The organism is Haloprofundus sp. MHR1 (assembly GCF_005155585.1).
GTDB classification, from domain to species: domain Archaea; phylum Halobacteriota; class Halobacteria; order Halobacteriales; family Haloferacaceae; genus Haloprofundus; species Haloprofundus halophilus.
This window is the reverse complement of the sequence record NZ_CP039833.1, coordinates 2,650,963-2,672,382: the sequence shown is the minus strand read 5'-3', so window position 1 is coordinate 2,672,382 and position 21,420 is coordinate 2,650,963. Positions and strand designations below refer to the sequence as shown.

21 protein-coding genes are annotated in these 21,420 nt (G+C 66.4%); 10 read left to right on the top strand and 11 right to left on the bottom strand.

Annotation, left to right across the window (positions count from 1 at the left end; genetic code table 11):
* Window positions 1–48: 48 nt before the first annotated feature.
* From FCF25_RS13565 to menD, 3 genes are all read right to left on the bottom strand, one after another.
* The gene (locus FCF25_RS13565; protein WP_137049057.1) at window positions 49–960 is read right to left on the bottom strand and encodes a 1,4-dihydroxy-2-naphthoyl-CoA synthase; all 912 of its coding nucleotides are present in this window, start codon (window positions 958–960) and stop codon (window positions 49–51) included.
* A gap of 78 nt (window positions 961–1,038) precedes the next feature.
* Window positions 1,039–1,560 carry a hypothetical protein gene (locus tag FCF25_RS13560; protein WP_137049056.1) on the bottom strand — a complete coding sequence of 174 codons (522 nt, stop codon included), beginning with the start codon at window positions 1,558–1,560 and terminating at the stop codon, window positions 1,039–1,041.
* A gap of 88 nt (window positions 1,561–1,648) precedes the next feature.
* Window positions 1,649–3,421: a 2-succinyl-5-enolpyruvyl-6-hydroxy-3-cyclohexene-1-carboxylic-acid synthase gene (gene menD / locus FCF25_RS13555; protein WP_137049055.1), complete on the bottom strand. Its 1,773-nt coding sequence runs from the start codon at window positions 3,419–3,421 to the stop codon at window positions 1,649–1,651.
* A gap of 122 nt (window positions 3,422–3,543) precedes the next feature.
* Between menD and FCF25_RS13550 the strand changes: the two genes are divergently transcribed.
* A complete protein-coding gene (locus tag FCF25_RS13550; RefSeq protein WP_117591326.1) occupies window positions 3,544–3,774 on the top strand; it encodes a hypothetical protein in 231 nt (76 codons plus the stop codon).
* Between the two features lie 41 nt (window positions 3,775–3,815).
* Here the strand turns inward: FCF25_RS13550 and FCF25_RS13545 are convergent, their stop codons facing one another.
* The 3 genes from FCF25_RS13545 to FCF25_RS13535 all read right to left on the bottom strand — a co-directional run bounded on the left by FCF25_RS13545 (window position 3,816) and on the right by FCF25_RS13535 (window position 7,325).
* Entirely contained in the window at window positions 3,816–5,159 is a 1,344-nt protein-coding gene (locus FCF25_RS13545; RefSeq protein WP_137049054.1) for an isochorismate synthase MenF, read from the bottom strand.
* Between the two features lie 208 nt (window positions 5,160–5,367).
* Window positions 5,368–6,042, bottom strand: coding sequence for a hypothetical protein (locus FCF25_RS13540; RefSeq protein ID WP_137049053.1), 675 nt, complete (start codon window positions 6,040–6,042; stop codon window positions 5,368–5,370).
* Between the two features lie 689 nt (window positions 6,043–6,731).
* A complete protein-coding gene (locus tag FCF25_RS13535; RefSeq protein WP_137049052.1) occupies window positions 6,732–7,325 on the bottom strand; it encodes a sulfite oxidase-like oxidoreductase in 594 nt (197 codons plus the stop codon).
* A gap of 201 nt (window positions 7,326–7,526) precedes the next feature.
* Between FCF25_RS13535 and FCF25_RS13530 the strand changes: the two genes are divergently transcribed.
* The 4 genes from FCF25_RS13530 to FCF25_RS13515 all read left to right on the top strand — a co-directional run bounded on the left by FCF25_RS13530 (window position 7,527) and on the right by FCF25_RS13515 (window position 11,137).
* Complete coding sequence (locus FCF25_RS13530) at window positions 7,527–7,739, top strand: cell surface protein (RefSeq protein ID WP_117591330.1); 213 nt, start codon at window positions 7,527–7,529, stop codon at window positions 7,737–7,739.
* A 67-nt stretch (window positions 7,740–7,806) separates the two neighbouring features.
* Window positions 7,807–8,085: a UPF0058 family protein gene (locus FCF25_RS13525; protein ID WP_117591331.1), complete on the top strand. Its 279-nt coding sequence runs from the start codon at window positions 7,807–7,809 to the stop codon at window positions 8,083–8,085.
* Between the two features lie 67 nt (window positions 8,086–8,152).
* On the top strand, window positions 8,153–9,313 hold the full coding sequence (locus tag FCF25_RS13520) for a Xaa-Pro peptidase family protein (protein WP_137049051.1): 1,161 nt from the start codon (window positions 8,153–8,155) through the stop codon (window positions 9,311–9,313).
* Between the two features lie 66 nt (window positions 9,314–9,379).
* The gene (locus FCF25_RS13515; protein ID WP_137049050.1) at window positions 9,380–11,137 is read left to right on the top strand and encodes a rhomboid family intramembrane serine protease; all 1,758 of its coding nucleotides are present in this window, start codon (window positions 9,380–9,382) and stop codon (window positions 11,135–11,137) included.
* Between the two features lie 6 nt (window positions 11,138–11,143).
* Here FCF25_RS13515 and FCF25_RS13510 read toward each other — a convergent pair whose 3' ends face one another.
* Both FCF25_RS13510 and FCF25_RS13505 read right to left on the bottom strand, forming a co-directional pair.
* Entirely contained in the window at window positions 11,144–11,776 is a 633-nt protein-coding gene (locus FCF25_RS13510; RefSeq protein WP_137049049.1) for an METTL5 family protein, read from the bottom strand.
* Complete coding sequence (locus FCF25_RS13505) at window positions 11,776–12,174, bottom strand: hypothetical protein (RefSeq protein ID WP_117591335.1); 399 nt, start codon at window positions 12,172–12,174, stop codon at window positions 11,776–11,778. The genes FCF25_RS13510 and FCF25_RS13505 overlap by 1 nt, the downstream gene beginning before the upstream one ends.
* A 419-nt stretch (window positions 12,175–12,593) precedes the next feature.
* Here FCF25_RS13505 and FCF25_RS13500 point away from each other — a divergent pair, with 419 nt between their 5' ends.
* Entirely contained in the window at window positions 12,594–13,547 is a 954-nt protein-coding gene (locus FCF25_RS13500) for a transcription initiation factor IIB family protein (RefSeq protein ID WP_058581587.1), read from the top strand.
* 225 nt (window positions 13,548–13,772) lie between these two features.
* Here FCF25_RS13500 and FCF25_RS13495 read toward each other — a convergent pair whose 3' ends face one another.
* Window positions 13,773–15,410 (bottom strand): flippase activity-associated protein Agl23, encoded by a 1,638-nt coding sequence (locus FCF25_RS13495; RefSeq protein WP_137049048.1) that lies wholly within the window; start codon window positions 15,408–15,410, stop codon window positions 13,773–13,775.
* Between the two features lie 158 nt (window positions 15,411–15,568).
* Between FCF25_RS13495 and FCF25_RS13490 the strand changes: the two genes are divergently transcribed.
* From FCF25_RS13490 to FCF25_RS13480, 3 genes are all read left to right on the top strand, one after another.
* Complete coding sequence (locus FCF25_RS13490; protein WP_117591337.1) at window positions 15,569–15,841, top strand: hypothetical protein; 273 nt, start codon at window positions 15,569–15,571, stop codon at window positions 15,839–15,841.
* Between the two features lie 119 nt (window positions 15,842–15,960).
* Window positions 15,961–16,398: a universal stress protein gene (locus FCF25_RS13485; protein ID WP_137049047.1), complete on the top strand. Its 438-nt coding sequence runs from the start codon at window positions 15,961–15,963 to the stop codon at window positions 16,396–16,398.
* A gap of 1,170 nt (window positions 16,399–17,568) precedes the next feature.
* Complete coding sequence (locus FCF25_RS13480) at window positions 17,569–17,901, top strand: 2Fe-2S iron-sulfur cluster-binding protein (RefSeq protein ID WP_137049046.1); 333 nt, start codon at window positions 17,569–17,571, stop codon at window positions 17,899–17,901.
* Between the two features lie 45 nt (window positions 17,902–17,946).
* Here FCF25_RS13480 and FCF25_RS13475 read toward each other — a convergent pair whose 3' ends face one another.
* Window positions 17,947–19,104, bottom strand: a complete 1,158-nt coding sequence (locus tag FCF25_RS13475; protein ID WP_217353074.1) for an MBL fold metallo-hydrolase — start codon at window positions 19,102–19,104, stop codon at window positions 17,947–17,949.
* Window positions 19,105–19,211: 107 nt separating this feature from the next.
* Between FCF25_RS13475 and FCF25_RS13470 the strand changes: the two genes are divergently transcribed.
* A complete protein-coding gene (locus FCF25_RS13470) occupies window positions 19,212–19,871 on the top strand; it encodes a rubrerythrin family protein (RefSeq protein WP_137049044.1) in 660 nt (219 codons plus the stop codon).
* 18 nt (window positions 19,872–19,889) lie between these two features.
* On the opposite strand, the gene FCF25_RS13465 is transcribed toward FCF25_RS13470, so the two are convergent.
* Window positions 19,890–21,254, bottom strand: a complete 1,365-nt coding sequence (locus tag FCF25_RS13465) for a sorbosone dehydrogenase family protein (RefSeq protein WP_217353073.1) — start codon at window positions 21,252–21,254, stop codon at window positions 19,890–19,892.
* Window positions 21,255–21,420 lie beyond the last annotated feature (166 nt).

Genomic DNA, 21,420 nt, shown 5'->3' with positions numbered 1-21,420 from the left:
GGTTCGAGCGCCGCGAAGCGGCGTGAGGACCCCGTTAAAAAAGGTGGGTTAGTAGTGCCACGGGTATTTCGAGAATTCCGGCTCCCGCTTCTCCAAGAACGCGTCCCGGCCCTCCTTCGCCTCGTCGGTCATGTAACCCAGACGGGTCGCCTCGCCCGCGAACACCTGCTGGCCGACCATCCCGTCGTCGATGGCGTTGAACGCGAACTTCAGCATCCGAATCGCCGTCGGGCTCTTGCTCGTGATCTCCTCTGCCCACTCGAACGCCACGTCCTCCAGTTCGTCGTGCGGAATCGCCTCGTTCGCCATCCCCATGTCGACGGCCTCCTCGGCGGAGTACGTCTTCCCGCGGAAGAAAATCTCGCGAGCTTTTTTCTGGCCGACCTGCCGGGCCAAATAGGCCGACCCGAATCCGCCGTCGAAAGAGGCGACGTCGGGGTCGGTCTGGAGGAATTTCGCGTGTTCCTCGGAGGCGAGCGTCAGGTCGCAGACGACGTGTAAGGAGTGGCCGCCGCCGACGGCCCAACCGGGGACGACGGCGATGACCGGCTTGGGCATGAAGCGGATGAGTCGCTGCACTTCGAGGATGTGCAGACGGCCCGCCTTCGCCGTCTTGACGGCGGGGTCGTCGTCCTCGGCGGCTTCGTCGTCGCCGCGGTACTCGTAGCCCGAGCCGCCGCGGACCGACTGGTCGCCGCCGGAGCAGAACGCCCACCCGCCGTCCTTCTCGGAGGGGCCGTTTCCGGTCAGGAGCACGCAGCCCACGTCGGCCTGCTTGCGGGCGTGGTCGAGCGCGGCGTGGAGTTCGTCGACGGTGCCCGGGCGGAACGCGTTGCGCACTTCGGGGCGGTCGAAGGCGATGCGGACGACGGGCGCGTCGACGGCGCGGTGGTAGGTGATGTCCGAGAAATCCGTCGAGACGACCTCCCAGCGGTCGGGGTCGAAGAGCTCCGAGACCATACGAAAGGCGGGTCCGGAGCCGCGAAAAAGGTTGCCGTCGGGCGGCCGCGCGTTCGCCTCGGTGCATCCGCCGCTGGTTCACGCACTCGCCGTTCTAAACTCGTATATGGCGTGACACGCCCGAAGCAGCGCCGCGACTGCCAGCGGCGGAACGGCGACGGCGACGACGACGCCGACGAAGTCACCGGAAACGGCGCCGACGCCGATGCGCGGGCCGGCGGGAAGCCCCGGGAGGAGCGCGAGGCTGGTCGCCGCCCACAGGGCGACGTTGTAGCCGACGGTGCGGAGGCCGGCCAGCGCGTACGACCGCGGCGGCCACGCCGGACCGACGCCGACCCAGTCGCCGCGGAACGCGCTTACCGAGACGGCGAGCGAGACGAAGGCGACGCCGAAGACGAAGACGACGTCGGCGGCGGCGAAGAGGCTTCGGCCCGCCGTCACCGAGAGCAGCCAGAGCGTGGCGGGTATCGTCAGGACGGCCACCGAACCGCCGCCGGAGAAGAGGTCTTCCAGGACGCGGCCGAGTCCGTCCGGTTCCTCGCGCGGGCGAAGCTGCCGTTGCTCGGTTGACGGGTCCGTGCCGCGGCGCGGTGAGGACATGCGTTAGGCGTTCGTCGGGAAGTACGTAAATCTCTGCTCGGCGGGTGTCGGGCGACGGTGGCCGGTCGTCGGAAACGCAGACTCTCCGTCAGTGGAGGTCGGCGACGCGTTCGACGACCTGCTCGTGTAGCGCCTCCCGCGTTCGGTGGCTCTCCTCGGCGTCGGTTCGAACCTCGATGACCTGCGTGCCGGCGCTCGCGACGGATTCGGCGTACGCCTCGCGGAACTCCTCTCGTGCTTCGACGCGCTCGAAGTCGAGGTCGTAGAGGTCGCCCGTCGCCTCGAAGTCGAGGCCGTGCGGCGTCTTGAACTGCGAGGTGAAGGGCGGGTCAAACTCCTCGATGGGGAGCATGTGGAAGATGCCGCCGCCGTCGTTGTTGACGAGGACGACCGTGGCGTCCACCTCACACCGCCCGAGCGCCAACAGACCGTTCATGTCGTGGTAGTACGCGAGGTCGCCGAGGACGAGCGTCAGCGGGTCGGTCGTCGCGCTGCCCGCGCCGAGCGCCGTCGAGACGATGCCGTCGATGCCCGACGCGCCGCGGTTACCGAGCGCGGTGACGTTCTTGTCGGAGGGGCGGGCGAACCGGTCGAGGTCGCGGACCGGCATGCTGTTGGAGACGAACAGCGTCGACGGGTCCGGCGCGAGGTCGGCCACGTCTTCCAGAACCTTCCCCTCGAACAGCTCGTCAGCTCGGTCGACCGTCTCCCAGTGCTCGCGGTCGGCCGCGAGCCACCAGTCTCGCCACGTAGAGCTGTCGGGACCGGCGACGAGCCGGGCGACGTGGGCGGCGAGGCGGGAGGGGTCGGCGACGACGAGATCCGACGCCGCGAACTCGGCTTCTCGCCACTCGGCGGCGGGGTCGACGACCAACTGCCGGGCGCCGGTCCGCGCGAGGTACTTCCTGAGCGGCTTCGAGGTGGGCGACGCGCCGATCCGAAGCACGACCTCGGGGTCGGGCCAGTCGGCGACGGCCTCGGCCGCGAGGAAGTCGTCGTAGCCGCCGACGACGGGCGTCGTCCGGACGTGGCCGCCGAACCGGAGACCGGAGAGCGGGTCGGCCAGAATCGGGAACCCGGTGCCGTGCGCCAGAACCGCCACCGCCTCCGGGTCGACGCCCGGCGGGTCGGCGGGTCCGGCGACGACGAGGCCGCGCTCGGCCGAGAGCAGTTCGGCTATCTGCTGGAGCTCCCGGTCGTCCAACTGCGGCACGCCGCGGGTCGTCCGGACGTACGCGCCGTCGCGGTCGCCGCTACCCCCCTCGCGGCCGTGAGCGGCCAGCGGCGGGAGGTCGGCGGGCACGTCACCGTCGACCGGTACGGGTTCCAGCGGCTTGCGGAACGGGACGTTCAGGTGAACCGGACCCGAGGGCGTGCCGGTCGCCTGCGCCAGCGCGCGGTGCGCCGTCGTCCGGAGCCCGCGGAGTTTTCGGTCCGTGGCCTCGGGCTCGGGGAGGTCTTTGTACCAGCGGACGGAGTCGCCGTAGAGCTTCTCCTGGTCGATAGTCTGGTTCGCCCCCGAGTCGCGGAGCTCCGGCGGGCGGTCGGCGGTCAACACGAGCATCGGGACGCGCGCCTGCGAGGCCTCGACGACCGCCGGATGGAAGTTCGCAGCAGCGGTGCCCGACGTGCAGACGAGCGGCGTCACGTCGCCGGTTCGCCGCGCCCGGCCGAGCGCGAAGTACGCCGCCGAGCGTTCGTCGAGATGCGAGAAGACGTGGATGTCGTCGTGGCGGTCGAACGCGGCGGTCAACGGCGTCGAACGACTGCCGGGAGCGATGCAGACCGCCGACACGCCCGCCTCGGCGAGTTCGTCGACGAGCACGCGCGCCCACAGCGTGTTTCGGTTCGGCGCAATCATCGTTCAGACCTTGGCGCGCGCCGTCAAATAGGCGGCGCGATAGCCTCGTACCGCTCCTCGCTTCGCAAGGGTCGTCGCCGCTCGCTCAAGAGACCTATAACGGACCGCGCCAACGGGCGACCGTGAACGACGAACACGCCCTCGTCGAACAGCACGACATCGATTCGGAAGACCAGTTAGACCGCGAGATTCTCCACCTCGTCCGTCGGCTTCGCCGCGAGGGGTACACGCTGCGGGAGCTCGTCCCTCGACTGCGGCGGAAGGCGGACTACTACGCCGAGTTCGCCGAGGAGTACGACAAGTGGGACTACACGCCCTCGGAGTCCGGTCGAGCGGCCGTCGACGACGAGTGACGAACGGCGGGAGAAGAACGGGTAACGGGTCGCCTCGCAGACTACCGCTCCAACTCGTCCAGAATCGGCCGAACTTTCGGCTGGAGCTCCTCCCACTCCGCCTCCGGGTCGCTGTCGCCGACGATGCCGTTGCCCGCGAACAGCGTCGCCCGCGTCCCGCCCGCGACTCCGGAGCGAATCCCGACGGCGAACTCGCCGTCGCCTTCGGCGTCGAACCAACCGACGGGCGAGGCGTACCAGCCGCGGTCGAACGACTCGGTCTGTCGAATCGTCTCCAGTGCCGCCTCCAGCGGCAGGCCGCCGACGGCGGGCGTCGGGTGCAGCGCCTCGACGAGCGACAGCACGTGCGTGTCGTCGTCGAGCGTCGCCGAAATGGGTGTCCAGAGGTGCTGGATGTTGCTCAGTTTGCGAATGCGTTTGTCGTGGGCGGTCACGTCGCCGAATCTCTCTAACTGCTCGCAGACGGTGTCGGCGACGAGTTGCTGTTCGTGCTGGAGTTTCTCGCTCTCCAGCAGCGACGCGGCGAAGTCGGCGTCGTCCTCGGGCGTCTCGCCGCGCGGCATCGACCCCGCCAGCGCCTCGGTCTCGACGGTTCGGCCGTCGCGCTTGACGAGGCGCTCCGGCGGCGGACCGAAGAAGGCGGCCTCGTCGGTCGGTTGGACGAGGAAGCGATAACACTCGGGGTACGTCCGGCGCAGCCGTTCGAGCACGTCCGGGATGTCGACTCGCTCGGCGAGTTCGAGGTCCAGCGCCGTCGCCAACACGACTTTCAGCAGGTCGCCCGACCGGATGCGCTCGGTGACCTGTTCGACCTGCGCGACCCACTCGTCTCTGGGCGTCCGCCAGCGTCTGTCAACGACGCCGGGCGACCCGCCGCTGGGTCGCATCATCGGCAGTTCCGAGAGCGAATCGCGCGCGGCGTCGAGCGCCGAGTCGGCCGTTTCGGGCGTCGCGTCCGGCCCGTACTCGACGACAGTGAGCCACGTCGCGTCGTCGCCGCGGGTCAACTGCACGCGCGGGAGGACGAACGTCGCCGCCGCGAAGCCGGTCCACGGCGGCGTCTCCTCGTGACCGGCGTCGAACGAGAGGCCGCCGAGCATCCGCGGCCGCGTCGCCGCCGGCCCTTCGTGGTCGACGTCGTCGAAGACGGCGGCCGCCTCGTCGCGGAGGTGGTCGAACCGCTCCGGTCCCGACGCGCTGAGGTGCGCCGCCGCCCCGCCGCCGACGAGTTCGAGGCCGTCGGGCGACGCCCAGTGGACTCGGGGGGCGGTCTGGTCGGCGAGGAAGGCCCGAAACGAAACGTCCGGAATCTCGCAGGACCGACTCACGAGCGTCGACTCGGCGTGCGACGCCGTCGTCTGCTGGTTGCGCTGCGCCGGGTTCATCTAAGGGGGGTTAGGACGCGGGGCTTTTCAACCCCACCTTTTGCGCTGCGGGCGCGCTTCGCGCGCCCTCGGCAAAAGCTGGACCAAAAGCACTCGTCACTCACTTCGGCGGCTTCGCCGCCTCCGTTCGTTCCTCGGCCCGCTCGCTCGGCTTCGCCTCGCTCGCGGAGAACAGCTTTCAATCGGAAAAACAGCACATAGCGCCTCTTTAGTTCCCCCTCTCGTAGTATTCGTTCATAAGAGTGCGTCGATTCAACCACTTTTGGAATTCTTCTCGGTTTGATTGGCAGATGAAGATGAAATTCACCTTGCAGTCCGCTTGCTCAAGAACTTGGTAATCAATCTCATCGCTGATGATTTGATTTTCAATGTCTCTAAGCTGTATAATTCCCTCAAGCGGGTACGGAATGTCATTTCGAATAGCAAATAGTGTGTCACTCAATGAACTCCAGTTATCGAGAGACGTGATGCCTTCAAATGAAAAATCGCCTTCTCGTCCAATAACTTCAACCAAGTTGGCTCCCTCTGGTGAGTCATCTGCGGGGAGTAACTGGCATTCACAAGAAAAACGATACAATGTTGAAATATTGTCTATATCTAGTTCTTTGATTCGTGGTATCGTGTTGTCATCAAGAAGGTCATTCACTACACGTTTTGTTTGAATATAATCCTCGCTGTGGTTCACCGTCTTCATAACACTCTCTCTAGTCTGCTTTTCTCCTTGGACATTCCCGGGTAAAAACGCACTCAGTCCAGCCCGAAGTTTGCTTCTTTCTTCCTCTTCTCTGACCACTTTCGAGGTATCATCAATTCGATCGAAGAACAACTGTTGAATGTGTGAGGGCGAATAATAGAGAATGTGTTGATACGATATACTGTCCATTTACAATGGGTGTTGTAGTATCGGATTATAGTATTTTCTAGCGTCCATCGTTTGGGCTAACAAGTCCAAAACATAGGGCATTCGTGGAACATCAGCTCCCTATCTAGTGCAAATTCGTCAGGTAGCTACTGCCGTGGAATTCGACGAAACTACGTTATCAGGGCCCTGTTGAAACCCTCATCCGATGACAGATGTGGCGTGCTGAATACAGAGGGATGTATTCAGCAAGCCATTGATGTTTGTTTCACTCAGCCAGTAATGAAACAGCCCTCAGGTAGTGTGCATTTACCGCTTCAATCTCGCACCGCTGTCTGCTCCGGAGGATATAGGTCGCATCACAGACATACAGTAGACAGTTCAATATGCACGACGCTATAACCGAGACACTTCCGGGGTGGGCCACCTATCTTGCGGTGGTTTTCACCGTCGTCCTTGGTTTTCTTGTGGGCGATTTCTTTGGACTCGGTATTCTAAGTCGGGTTGTAGTAACTCTAGCTATGTATGTGATATTTAGTAAGACACTCAGCCTCATTTTGAACTAAAGAAGTATATACAGTTGCTTTTATTGAATCTGAGAACTACCTGTATTTAACACCAAGACTAGCGGGGGTCGAGTGACCGACTCGCGCCCTGTATTCAGCACGAATCCTGAAATCTATCACCGCTTGAGGGTTTCAACAGAGCCGTTATCAGCTATATCGCTCCTCGTTCCACGGGTTAGCAGTATTGGAATACCCGCGTTTCTCCCAGTAGCCGCGCTCGGCTTCGGTGAGGAACTCAACGCCCTCGACCCATTTGGCCCCTTTGTAGGCGTACTTGTGCGGGGTGACGACGCGGAGGGGGCCGCCGTGGTCCGCCGGGAGCGGTTCGCCGTCGTACTCGTAGACGAACAGCACCTCGTCGCGCATGCACTCTTCGAGCGAGAGGTTCGTCGTGTAGCCGTCGAGGGCGTGGAACATCACGTGGACCGCGTCGTCGTCGACGCCGGCCATCTCCGCGAGCGTCGGGAACGTCACGCCCGCGAACTCGCAGTCGAACTTGCTCCACCCGGTGACGCAGTGAAAGTCCTGAATCTGGGTTTCTGCGGGCAGGTCTTTGAACTCCTCGTAGGAGAACTGCAACCGCTCGTCGACCGCGCCCCACACGTCGAACTGCCACGACGCCGGGTCCCACGACGGCGTCCCGCTCTTCGAGAGCACCGGGAACCGCTCGGTCTTGCGCTGGCCGGGCGGGAGTCTATCCCCGCCGAACTCCTCGTAGAGACCGGTGACGTTCTTGCTCATACCGCATCGTTCGTCGCCACTCACCTATCGTTGTCGACTCTCTCCGTGAATTTGTACAGGGCCGCTGGTGGATGCGCGAAAACGAAACCGACGTTTGCGGCTCCACGACCGTCATCGTGATAGCTCGTACCGTAGGGCGCCTGCGAACGTTTCACTCGGCGTCAACTTTAAATACGGCGTATCCAAACCCACGTTCGATAAATGCCCAAAGTAAAGATGAACATCCCCGAGCACATCGAGATGCAGATCGCCCAACTCGTCGAACAGGGCGAGTTCGTCAACCGCGAGGAGGCGGTCGAAGAACTGCTCTCGACCGGTATGAAGGCTTACAAGACCAGCGGACCGATGGACAACGACGAACCGGGCTTCGAAGACGACGGGATGATGGGCCACGAAGACGAGTACGTCTTCTGAGCCACTCGTGTCGGTGTGGCAGAACGCCGCAATAACCCTTAAAACGAAAACAGACCTACCGATTTCTATGCACAAGGACGACCTGCTCGAACTACACGAACAGATGGTGATTATCATGGAGTACTTCCGCTCCCAGGAGGGCGTCGACTCGTCGCTGTTCGACCCCTACGACGAACTGAGCGTCGAGCCCTCGCACGTCCACAAGTCCAAGAGTGAGCACAAACACGCCGTCTTCGTCCTCGGCAACGCGCTGGCGAGCGCGATGAGCGACGACGAGTTCTCCAACGCGGGCCGCGTCGGCAAGCGGATGGAAGAACTGGCCAACGACGCCGAATCGAAGATATAACCCGTTTTCGACGCGCCCGTCGTTCCGCCACGCTAACGACTATCGTCCTCCCCCGTGAGCGTCCGCCATGGACCAGACGCTCATCGCCGGGAAAGTCGAGCAGGCCCGCGCCGCCGTCGCCTCCGACGACACCGACTGCTGGATCACCTTCTGCCGCGAAACCGACGAGGTCGACGAACCGTGTCTCCCCTACATCCTGGGTTTCGACGTCGTCTGGCCCACCGCCGTCGTCGTCGGTCCCGAGGCGTCGGCCGTCGTTCTCGGCCGCCACGACGCACCCAACGCCGAGCGGCTCGGCGTCCACGACGTCTACCCCTACGACGAATCGTTCGTCCCCGCGCTCCGGGAGGCGCTCGACTCCGTCGCCGCCGACGCCGAGACGGTCGCCGTCAACTTCGACCGCGACGACAACGTCGCCGACGGCCTCACGCACGGTCTCTACCTCCAACTGCGGGACGCCATCGGCGACGAGTACGAGTTCGCGAGCGCGGGCGACGTCGTCCGCGAGGTCCGCGGGCTGAAGTCCGCGACCGAGCGGGAACGCATCTACGCCGCCGCCGAGACGACCGAGGAGCTGCTCGCCGCGATGGTCGAGGCGTGGGACCCCTCGTGGACCGAAGCCGAAATCGTCGACTGGCTCCACGCGCGGATGACCGAGCGCGACCTCGGCAGCGCGTGGAGCTGGGAGTACTGCCCGACGGTCCACGCCGGCGGGGCGAGCGAAGTCGGCCACACGCTACCCGGCGACCGCAGCGTCCCGAGAAACGAGCTCCTGCACGTCGACTTCGGCGTCCGTCAGGACGGCTACTCGGCGGATATCCAGCGGCTGTACGTCCGCGGCGACGTGCCCGACGGCCTCCGGTCGGCGTTCGAGGACGTTCGCGCGGCCATCGACGCCGGCCACGGGGTGCTCGAAGCAGGAGTGGAAGGACACGAAGTCGACACCGCGGCGCGGGAGGCGCTGACCGACGCTGGGTGGCCCGCTTTCGAGCACGCCTTCGGCCACCAGGTCGGCCGCGCCGCCCACGACGGCGGGACGTTGCTCGGTCCGCTCTGGGACCGCTACGGCGACGCTCCGAACGGCGAGGTTCGCGTCGGCGAGATCTACACGATGGAGCTCGGCGTCGACACCGAGTGGGGCTACGTCGGCCAAGAGGAGATGGTCGAGATAACCGAGACGGGGACCGAGTGGGTGGTCGACCCGCAGACGGAACTGCGGTCGTTGTGACCGAGAGGGAGCGCACACGGCGCACCGAGCATCGGGTTTGATACTCCGGCCCGCCTTGGAGTCGGTATGTTCGCGGTTCCGTCGTGGCTCCCCCTCTCTCGACTCGCGCTCGTCGCCGTCGCCGTCGCCTGTCTGTACGTCGCGTGGCGGTTGGACGACCGCCGGGAACAGCGAGTCGCCGCGCTTCGGTCGCGGCTGCTCTACGGGGTGCCGTGGGGGACGCTCGTCTCGGCGCTGTTCGTGCTCGCCGTCTACCTCGTCGTCCAGGGCGGGTACCAGTACTGGTATCGACCCGTCGTCATCCCCTTCCGAGCGTGGTCGTATCTCTACCCGACCGGCATGCTCACGGCCGCGTTCTCGCACTCGGGGGCGGGCCACCTCCTCGGCAATCTGTTCGGGACGCTGACGCTCGCGCCGCTGGTCGAGTACGCGTGGGGTCACTATCCGACGGCGCGCGAGGGTGAGAGCCTCGGGCCGTCGAAGTGGCGTGCCGACCCGCGGGTCCGCGCGTTCCTCCTCTTTCCCGCCGCCGTCGTCGCCGTCGGCCTCTTCACCGCCCTGTTCTCGGTGGGCCCCATCGTCGGCTTCTCGGGCGTCGTCTTCGCGTTCGCCGGGTTCGCGCTCGTCTACTACCCGCTCACCACCGTCCTGGCGCTGTCGGCCAGTCGCGTCGTCGACCTCCTGTACGACTCGCTGGTCGACCCGACGACCGTCGCGTCCTCGCGCGAGACCATCGTCTCCCCGTGGTGGGCGCAGATAGCGATTCAGGGGCACGCCATCGGGCTTCTCGCCGGCGTGTTTCTCGCGCTGTGGATGGTCGACCGCCGCGGCGACGAGTACCCCTCGACGTTGCGGCTCTGGACGGGCGTGCTCCTCTTCTCGGTCTCGCAGTCGCTGTGGGCGGTGTACTGGTACCGCGGCGGCGACAGCTACGTGCTCTTTCGCGCAGTCGGTCTCGCCCTCGTCCTCCTCTTGGCGACGCTCGTCGCCGCCGCCGTCGGTGCGAGCGGCCGTCCGCTCCTCGGCCGGGTCGGCGCGTCGGTTCGCGAGCGGGCCGGCGACGTCGTCGGTGACGGCTCGGGGCGTCGAACGCGAGAGAGCGGGGACGAGAGGGGCGGCGAAAGCGGCGGACGAAACGGACTCCGGTCGGTGACGGGCCGGCAGGCGGCCGTCGCCCTGCTGCTGGTCGGCGCGGCGGCGATAACCGGGCCGGCTATCGCGGTCAACATGGTGACGACGGCGGGCGACGACTCGCCCGGGGAGTCGGTGCAGGTCCGCGGCTACGAGGTGACCTACGCCGAGAACGTGACCAACGGGATGGTGTCGGTGCTCGACCTCGAAGGGTTCGGCGAGTCGACGAGCGTCACTACCTCCGGCGTCGTCGTGCGCAACCCCGACCGAAACATCTGGACGAGAGAGGTGTCGAAAGCGCAACTCGCGTTCAGAGGGCGGTCGGCGGTCCGCGTCGGCGGCGTCGGGTGGCGCGAGACGGTCGTCGCGAACCGAACCGGGTGGTCGCTCGCCGGCAGCAACGCGAGCTATCGGGTGACGCTCGCCGTCGACGGCGACGAGACGCCGGCGTACACGTCGCCGCCGGCGACCGCCGAACCGGTCGTCGCCGGACAGAACGTCTCTATCGCGGCCGAGAACGAGAGCTTCCGCCTCGTCGTCGGCACCGAGAACGACACCGTCTCCGCGCCCGTCCCCCGGACGAACGAGTCGGTGACGCTCAGAGAGATTCGGTTCACGAACCGAGACGGAAAACTGTACGCCGAGACGAACGGGACCCGAGTGCGAGTCGCGTCGAGAGAGCGGTACCGGTGAGCGAGTTCACGACCACCGAATCCGGAACACCTCGGTGTCGAGGTCCTTCGTCGCCTCGTCGTGGAAGTCGAACTGTCGCTCCAGCGTCAGCGTCGCGCCGAAGGCGTGGGTGACCTCGCCGCCCTCGTCGGCGGCGAACGACTCGACGAACTCCCGGCTCCCCCGGTTGTGAATCGAGTACGAGACGTCGGCGAGTGCCGCCGCGGTGGAGAGAAACGCTCGGTCGGCCCCGCGGTTGCCGTTCTGCGCTCCGAACGGCGGGTTCATCAGCACCGTCGTCTTCGAGGCGCTGTCGGAGACGCACAGCGGGGCGCGCGTCGCGTCGGCGCGAATCCAGTGAATCGGCGTCGTGGTTCCGACCCGGCGTTCGTTGTCGCGGGCGGTGGCGAGCGCTTCGGCGTCGAGTTCGACGCCGACGACGCGGTCGGGGCCGCGAAGCGCCGCCCCGAGCGCCAACATCCCCGTGCCGGTGCCGAGGTCCACGACCGTCCGGCCGTCGACGTCGCCCTGCAAGTCCGCCAGGTGAACGACGTGGGCGGCGATATCCGGCGGCGTCGGATACTGTTCGAGACGAATCTGCGGGTTATCGAACCCGGCGACGACGGCCAGTTGCGTCTCCAGCGCGCGCCTGTCTCCCATCAGGCGAGAGTAGCGTCCCCCGAGAGCGTAAGCGTGACGCCCTCCTGTTCGGCGCGTTCGCGGAGCGCCGCGAGTGCGGGTTCGACCTTCTCGGTCGCAGCCACTTCGTCGACGACGACGTCGAGCCGACCCGCGCCGAGGAACGCCGCCGCGCGGACGTGGTCGCGGAGACGGTCGGCTTCCCGCTGAGTCGCCAGCGAGCAGTCCTCGTCGAAACGCGCCTCGACGACGAGCGTCGCCGGCTGGTAGCCTTCCTCGCCGAGCTCCGCTTTCAGGTCGCGGAGGTACGACGGCGCAGTCGAATCGAGCACCGTCGCGTCGAGACGAACCGGGGTAACGTCCGCCGGGCGACACCCGTCGAGCGCCTGTCGAACGTCGTGAGAGTGAGTGGTACTCATGCTACTACTGCATACCTTTTAGTTATACAAAAACCTTTGTGAATGCACAGTGCGCATAACTATCCGGCATCGAGCGCCGTCGGAAGAGGATCGAGGTGGAGATTCGCACGGACCTCACGAACACTAATACCCGATGCTGACATAACGACTCACGGGGGTCACACGCTCCAACCCCCACTCCCCTCGAATCCGGTGTCTACCGACCGCGAAACGCGTCTCACGTCGTGGACACCGGAACTCCCTGTCGTATGATTCCGAGCGGGAACTTCAACCTAGTAGACAACACTACGAGCGACCTCCAAATTTGTATTACATTATATATAATTTACCAAACATGGCAGAAGGCGACGCCTTGTTACGAATTGTCAGTCAAAGTTCTGTTACAAAGGTTTAAACCTTCCGTTGCCCACAAGCTTTTTATGGAACGTCCGAGTCGGCAGCGTCAGCGAGAGCAGCAAGCGGAACAGACGTCGGACGAGACCCTGCAGTGTCCGGAATGTAGTTCTACTGATGTTATCACGGACGCAGACCAGGGTGAACTCGTTTGCGACGACTGCGGCCTCGTCATCGACGAGCGCTCTATCGACCGCGGACCGGAGTGGCGGGCGTTCAACCACTCCGAGCGTCAGTCGAAATCCCGCGTCGGCGCGCCGATCACCGAGACGATGCACGACCGCGGGCTGACGACGACCATCGACTGGAAGGACAAAGACGCCTACGGGCGCTCGCTCTCCTCGGAGAAGCGCAGTCAGATGCACCGACTGCGCAAGTGGCAGGAACGCATCCGAACCAAGGACGCCGGCGAGCGTAATCTCCAATTTGCGCTCAGCGAGATCGACCGGATGGCCTCCGCGCTGGGCGTCCCGCGGTCGGTTCGCGAAGTCGCGTCGGTCATCTACCGCCGCGCGCTCAACGAGGACCTCATCCGCGGGCGCTCAATCGAGGGTGTGGCCACGAGCGCGCTCTACGCGGCCTGCCGACAGGAGGGGATTCCGCGGAGCCTCGACGAAGTCGCCGAAGTATCCCGCGTACCGCAGAAGGAGATCGGCCGGACCTATCGCTACATCTCGCAGGAACTCGGTCTGGAACTGAAGCCCGTCGACCCCAAGCAGTTCGTTCCCCGCTTCGCCTCCGCGCTCGAACTCTCCGAGGAGGTGCAGGCGAAGGCGACCGAAATCATCGACGTCTCCGCCGAGCAGGGCCTGCTCTCGGGGAAGTCGCCGACCGGATTCGCCGCCGCCGCCATCTACGCGGCGTCGCTTCTCTGTAACGAGAAGAAGACCCAGCGCGAAGTCGCCGACGTCGCGCAGGTGACCGAGGTCACCATCCGCAACCGGTACCAGGAACAGATCGAAGCGATGGGCTTCCGCTGAGCTGTCGGCTGACCTGAAAGTATTTATCTCGCGTTCTCGACGGCGGTAACGTGAACCGCCGTGCAATCCTCCACGCACTCGGGAGCGGTGTGGCCGTTGGCCTCGCCGGAGTGCGCCGTGCGCGACGACGCAGCGCCGAGCGAAGGTGAAGTCGCAGCCGACGCCCGGACCGTATTCCGACTGGACGTCCCGCGTATCCGGACGGCCCGCGCTATCCGCGAGTGACTACTGCTTCACGAAGACGAACACTTCCCGGTTCCACAGTCCGAGTTCGTAGCGCGTCGACTCGTACCCCTCCAGTCGCCGAGCGACCTGACTCCGCGTCTCCCCGTCCGCGACGACGACCGCCGGTTCGCCGGCGACCATCGTCAACCCGTTCGGGTCGGCGACGCTCGTCTGTCGCGCGTCGAGGCGCTCGAAGTACCACGGCAGCGGAAGTCGGTTCCCCCACGCGTCCGACACCGGCGGCCGGCGGTCGCTGTCGGCGTTCAGCGTGTAGAACGCCTCACCGACGTAGACGACGTCGGGGCCGTCCGTGCGCTCCATCGCCGCCGAGGCGTTTTCGAGCATCGGTTCGAGCGGTTGTGAGGGCTGTGCGTACTGCGCGAGGTCGTCGTCGGGGCCCGGTTGGCCGTAGACGTTCGCGGCGACGACGCCGCCGACGTGCGCCAGAAGGACGAGCGAGACGAGTGCGACGACGCCGACGCGGGCCGCTCGGTCGCGTTCGAGTCCGACGCGCCCCATCCGTGCGAGCGCCGCCACGCCGAGCGCCGCCGGAAGCGTCAGCGCGGCCACCGTGTGGACGGCGAGCCACGGCGCGAACTGCTCGGCGAGCATCGGCACGAGGAGCAGCGAGACGCCGGCCCAGAAGCCGAAGAACTGCAGCAGCGGTCGCCGCCCGCCGGTCAGATAGCGGTCGTAGAAGAACGCCCCGACGGCGAGACCGAGCACCGGGAGCGACGCGGTGACGAGCAGTTCGGCGTAGTCGAGGACGTACGGGAGCAGTTCGTGGCCGTTCGTCCGCCGGTAGTCGACGCGGACGGCCCAGAACTTCCGGAACGACCCGAGAAACGCCGACTCGACCGTCGCCGGGAGCGTCGTCAGGTTCCAGAGGCCGACGTCGTCGGCGTCGCCAGCGCGGGGCGCGTAGAAGACGAACACCACGCCGAGCAGGAGGAACGTCGAGCGCGCCAGCGGCGTCGCCCGCGAGACGAGTCCGCGCCGGATGCGTCCGGCGGCCGCGACCGGGTTCGAATCGCCGCGGACGCGGAGGTGGTCGAACGTCAGCACCGCCGCCAGCGCCCAGCAGAGGAGCGTGACGACCGCGAAGCCCGACGTGGAGAGCAGGAGACCGACTGCGGCGACGCCGGCGTACAGCGACCGGCGACTGTCGGCGTCGACGGCGCGGAGGAAGCAGCCGACTGCGAGCAGCGAGAACGCGGTCAGCAGCAACTCGCCGCGGGCGAACCGCGAGTAGTAGAGCAGCACCGGTTCGACGGCGAGGACGAGCGCGAACGCGACCGTCTCGTCGTCGCGGAGTCGGCTTCGGTAGAGGAGCGCGACGAGCGGGAGCAGCCCGCCCGCGAGCGCGACGACGAGGCGAGCGGTGAAGTCGTTCGCGCCGAAGAGCGCGAACACGTGGCGGTTGACGAGCGGGAGAAACGTCCCGCCGGCGACGGGGCGGTACTCGAACGCGCCGGTGTCGAGGTAGCGGAGCGTCCAGTAGCCGACGCGCGCTTCGTCCCAGTGAAACGCCCTCGCGCCGAGTCCGGCGAGACGGGCGACGAGACCGACGACCGCGAGCGCGGCGACCGCGAGCGTCGCGCGGTCGAACCGGGAGCGGGCGTCGCCGCGAGGTGTCATGTCCCTTCCTGCCGCACCCTGGGGTAGAAGCCTTTCGGGTTTCGCCGCCCGCGGCGTCGGTACGGGTTCGCAGCGTCGGTACGGGTTCGTAGCGTCGATACGTGTTCGCAGCGAGGCGGTTCGCAACCGTCAACAGGCGCAACGACGTACCGCGTCGTATGTCGATACTCGACTCGCTGCCGAGTCGCCCGCTGTCGGACGCCGAACTCGCCTCGCTGAACCGCGCCGACGCCGTGGAGTTGGCCATCGCCGTCGACGACGGCGGGCCGACCGAGGCGCTGCTGTTGGCGACCGAGTCGTGGGTGAAGGCGCTCGTGTTCGGCGGCGAGGACGGTGGATGGCGAACCGCGGACACCGTGTCGCTCGACGAGGTGGAGCGGTACGAAGCGCTCAAGCGGTGCGAGGAGAGCGCTCGGTCGCTCCGCGCCTGACCGCCCCCCGAACTCGAAAAGCGACGCCGACCCCGACGCGGTCGGGTCACCGCGTCGGGAGAGACTCTCGGGGCGTTTTCGGGCGAGGGTTCTAATCACTGGTCTGCGTACACTCTCGTATGTACGACCGAATCCTCTTGCCGACGGACGGAAGCGAGGCGGCGGAGGCGGCCGCTCCCGACGCGTTCGAACTCGCCGAGACGTACGGTGCGGAAATCCACGTGCTCTACGTCGTCGACACGCGGACGCTCGCCACCGTCGACTTGGGTGCCGAGAGGGTTCTCACGATGCTCGAAGAGGAGGGCGACGCCGCCGTCGAGCGTCTCCGCTCCCGGGCCGAAGACGCCGGCCTCGACGTTGTCACCGCCGTCGAGTCGGGCTCACCGGCGAGTATCATCGTCGATTACAGCGAGGACCACGACGTCGACCTCGTCGTCATGGCGACGCACGGCCGACGCGGACTCGACCGATATCTGCTCGGCAGCGTCGCCGAGCGGGTCGTCCGGGGTTCCGACGCGCCGGTGCTCACCGTGAGGTACGTCACGGACGCCGAATAACGTCGTCGTACACCGAGTAAGTCGTCGATACCGCCGATGGGCGGGAAGAGTGCGTCCGCTCGACGTCGTTCGAAGGAACTCGGTCCGGTGAGGACCGGTCCCGAAATCAGAGGCATGGTCGCCGCGCAGGCGACGGCGTTTGCGGCCGTCGCGGCCGGTGGAACGTCCGGACACGGGAGCGTCCGGCTACGCCGACAACCGGTACAGAGCACGCGCGTTCCACGTATAACTGTTTCCCAGACTGACCCCGTCTGGTCGCCGTATCGACGCGACAGCAGTCCGAACGACGCGGTTCGGAGACCTCTCCGTTACCTGCCGTCTCCTCGAACAGTCTGTCTGGCCGAACGGACACGAAGGGCCTACGGAACTACAATCTCGGCGTAATCGAGCGTGAAACGGATTACGATGGCCGTGATACTGCCCGAGCGTCGGGAAATACCGGCTTGTTCGCCATTTGGCTGCACGTTACTTTGGGTGTGTAGTCCCTCGGTGAGAGTGCATCCAGACAGAGACGACGCCGACCGCCGCACCGTCCCCCTGGTGCGACTTCGGCACCGTCAGTGAGCTTGCATGGTTCGCGTCCGGATGCGATTCCCGGTTCAGTGCACTCCCCCTGAATCGGACCTTTTCGGAGCCCGGTCGTGACCGCGATTACCGCGCGGTCTGTATGGAGACCGACCCGACCGTAAGTAACTATAGGGAGAAGACAGTATCCGTTTCGGTGAAAATATAGAAAGTTTTATCAATGTCCTGTTTGATACCCCAGTCGTTGCTACAGAAGCCCCCGGACAGCAATCGTGCTTAGCGGGCGTCTGTTGGCACACCTGACACACCACCTTCTCCGAAACCGATCACCGAGCCGACAGCGACGCGACGGAGTCGGACAGTCGACGACTGCGGCTTCGACCCGGTAGCCACAAGCAGGTCGATTATGAATCGGGCAGAGTAACCAGAGAGCGATTGTCGGACGTGCGGACGGGTACGCCACAGGTTCGTCGGCACGCGAGGCCCCGACAATCACACGGTCACTTTCCGTCCGACCGCTACACCGCGACCGGCGGGTATCTCGCCGCTGCGTCTTCGAGCGTGTCTCGGCGCCCTATTCCGTCGCTTTCGAGGCGACAGTATCTACCATAAAGAGTTTTCTCCGGGCTTTTCGTACCGGCGAGTATGCCCGAATACACCGTCGAGTTCGTCGGCACCGGCGAGACCATCGAAATCTCCGACAAGCAGACGATTCTCAAAGCCTGTATCGACGAGGGAATCGCCCAGGAGTACTCCTGCCGCGTCGGGATGTGCCTGGCGTGCTCGGCCGAGATCGTCGAAGGAGAGGTCACACAGCCCGCCGCGCGCGGACTCACCGAAGAGGAGGCCGAAACGTACGCGCTCACCTGTATGGCTCGCCCCCAGAGCGACCTGAAGCTCGACCGCGGGAAGTACCCGCCGAGCATCGAGAGCGACGCACAGTCGACGGGCGACGCCGCCGCGGCCGACGACGACTGACCGACTCCACTCTCTCGTTCTCTCCGGTCGCCAGTGCCGACGGCGTCAGTCGGCGGCCGCCGCGCAGTTGTTGGGGCCCAGCTCCAACTCGAACGCCTCCTCGTCGTCGACGGCGTCGCGGCCGAGGTTCGCCTCGATTATCTCCTCGAAGTTGTTCGGTCGCGGCGGCATCCCCGACAGCGCGTAGTCGACGAACGCCGACTCGTCCGTCGAGAGCGCTTCCAGCCGCGACCTCAACTCACCGAGCGTCGCAGTGTACGCGCCGCCCTCGGCGGGTTCAGCGACGTCGCTGTAGTGACCGGGAGCGACCACGGTCTCGTCGGGCAGCGTGAGGACTCGCTCGTGGAGCGTCCGATGCAACTGCCGCGCCATCTCCTCGGCTCCCTCGTCGCCGCGTTCCAAATCCGGACGGGCGACGCCCTCGGTGAACAGCAGGTCCCCGCCCAGGAGGAGGTCCCCGACTCGGTAGGCGGTCATCTCGGTGGTGTGTCCCGGAACGTGCATCGCTTCGAGCGTCGCGTCGCCGACGCGGAGTTCGTCGCCGTCGTCGACCAGTTCGGCGTCGAACGCGAGTCCGCGGTCGGCCGCGCCCTCGGGAACGACGACGGTCGCGTCGCTCCGCTCGGCTACGTCGCGCACACCGCTGACGTGGTCGGCGTGGACGTGGGTGTCTATCGCGTAGCGAAGCGTCGCGCCGCGGTCGCGGGCGTCCTCGACGTACCGGTCGGCGAACAGTCGGAGCGGGTCGACGACGGCGGCTTCGTCGCCCGAGACGACGAGATACGCGAGACAGCCGCTCGCGGGGCGTTGGTACTGAAACACCCGCGCGCCGTCCGCGTCGGCGTCCAGTTCTTCGCTGTGGTACACCCGCGCCCACCCGCGCATCCCGTCTTCGAGGTTCACCGCGTCGACGCCGTGCTCGCGGAGCGCCGCGGCGACCGTCGCGCTCGACTCGCCGCGCCCGCAGACGACGACGACGCGCTCGCCGTCGTCGAACTCGTCGGCGAGGTCGCCGACCTCCTCTCTCGCCTGCGCCTGCACGAACCGCATGTACGACAGGTGCGTCGTCTCCACGTCGCCGCCGCCGAGCGGCCACCGGTCGGCCTCGTCGCGGTTTCGAGCGTCTAACACTCGGACTCGTCCGCCGGCGCGGAGCGTTTCGGCCAGCGTCGCCGGAGAGAGTGTGGTCTCGTCGCTGCTCACGGGTCGGCGTACGCTCTCCGACGGCAAAAGCCCGCGGCGGCGAGAGCGGACTCCCCCGACGCGCGGTGAGGCGAACGTTGAACCCGCGAGCACCCGTCACGACAGGTATGGACGCCACGGAGTTCCGCGAGACGGTCGAAGCGGCGAAGCGAACCGAACTCGACAGGCTGGGTTCGAGCCAACTGCTCGTCGCACTGACCGACGCCGAACTGGACGCCGAGTCGGTGCTCCGCGTCGCCGCCGGGAGCGAGGCGGCCGCCTACGGGACGTTCTCCTCGTGGGCCGAGGATGAGGACCACGACGCGGCCCGCGAGGCGTTCGAGACGGTGGCCGAGCAGGAGGCCGAACACTACGAGCGCGTCGTCGCCGCGATGGACCACGCCAGCGACGCCGCGGAGAGCGTCGAGGCGGCGGCCGAGGCCGACAGCGGCCCGATGCACGCCTACCTCCGCGGACGCGACGACACCGTCTCGCGCGTCGCCGGCGGGATGGTCGGCCGGTCGCTCGTCTCGCTGCGGACGCACACCCAGATTATCAGTTTCTTCGTCAACGAAGCCGACGAGAAACGCGCCGACCTCTTCCGGGACCTGAAGAACGAGACGAAGGACACCCTCGAACGCGGGTTGGAGCTCTTAGACGGCGGCCGTGAGACGGACGACGACTGGGAGCGCGCGCGGACGACGGCGGAGTACGTCGTCCAGTTGGCGTACGACGACTACGCCGACGCGCTCGGCGAGTTGGGTCTGAACCCGAAGTCGGTGTGCTGACGGGTCGAGAGACGGGTCTCACCCGCTCGCGGGGACGATTCGGTACAGCGCACCGCCGTCGAACGTTCCCCCGAGCACGAACAGTTCGCCCGCCGGGTTGCGGCCGAACGAGAAGACGCGTCCGAGGTTCTCGCTTCCCTCACCGACCACGTCGACGACGCGCGTCGGCCACATCCCTTGGCCCTCGGGTCGCGTCGCGACGAACAACTCGTTCTGCGCGTCCAGGTCGGCGAAGACGTACCGACCCTCTAGCGCGGGAAGCGCCGTCCCGCGGTAGACGTAGCCGCCGATGACGGAGTTGCCGGTGAGCGGCCCCTCGGCGTGCGAGTACTCGACGATGGGGTCCACGAGGCGTTCGCCGCCGCGGACCGACTCGGCCGTCCGGTCCGGACAGGACTCCGCCGCGAAACAGCGCGTCCCCTCCTTGACGTTCCACCCGTAGTTGCCGCCCGCCGTGACGAGGTTCACCTCCTCGTAGTCGCTCTCGCCGACGTCGCCGACGAAGAGGTTCTCGGCGTCGAACGACAGCCGCCACGGGTTGCGAAAGCCCCACGCGTAGTGTTCGTCGAGGCCAGGACGGCCGACGAGCGGGTTGTCGTCGGGAGTCGCGTACGGTTTGCCGTCCTCGCGGCCGTCGACGTCGATGCGCAGGATGCTCCCGAGGAGGTTGCGACGCACGTCCTGGGCGTTGCCGCCGGGGACGGCGTCGTACCAGTCGTCGACGTGACCCGGCCCCACGTCGCCGCCGTTGCCGCCGTCCCCGACGGCGACGTACAGAAAGCCGTCCGGTCCGAACGCGAGGTCTCCAGCGTTGTGGTTCGGTTGCGGTTCCGGGAGTTCGAGAATCGCGCGTTCGGAGTCGCGGTCGGCCCGTCGGCCATCGTCGCTCACGGCGAACTCCGCGAGGACGAACGTGTGGCTGTAGTTTCGCGGCGTGTTCGCCCGCCGCGGCGCGCTGTAACGGACGAACAGCCGCCGGTTCTCGGCGAAGTTCGGGTGAAGGGCGATGCCGAGAAGCCCCTTCTCCAGGTCGACCTCGACGGCGTCCCGCAGGTCGAGAAGGGGTCGGTCCCGCACCCTCCCGGCTTCGACGACCGAGACGACGCCGCGCTGCTCGGCGACGTACCGCTGGTCGGAACCGGGGACGAACGCGACGTCCAGCGGTATCTCGAACCCGTCGGCGACCGTCTCGATGCCGACCGAATCGGGAATCGCCGTCCCCTGCGCAGACTCGACCTCCGACGGGTCGGCCGTCGCTCCGAGCGACGGCTCTGTCGACGCCCCTGCGGCGACGCCGGTATCCGCCGCCGTAGCGACGATACCCACTACTGCGCCCGAGAACGCCGTCCTGAGCAACTCCCGCCGACTCGATGAGGGTTTCACACCGGTGTAAAGCGAACGGAGTGAGAAGTAATTACATACAAATTCTGACAATCTCGGCGACTGTCCCTCGGGTGCGTACTCCGGCGTACGGGGACGGTCTCGGCGGGTGACTCGTCGCGTCCAGTCCGTGAACAGCGTCGTCCAGTCCGTGAACGGCGTCGTCGAG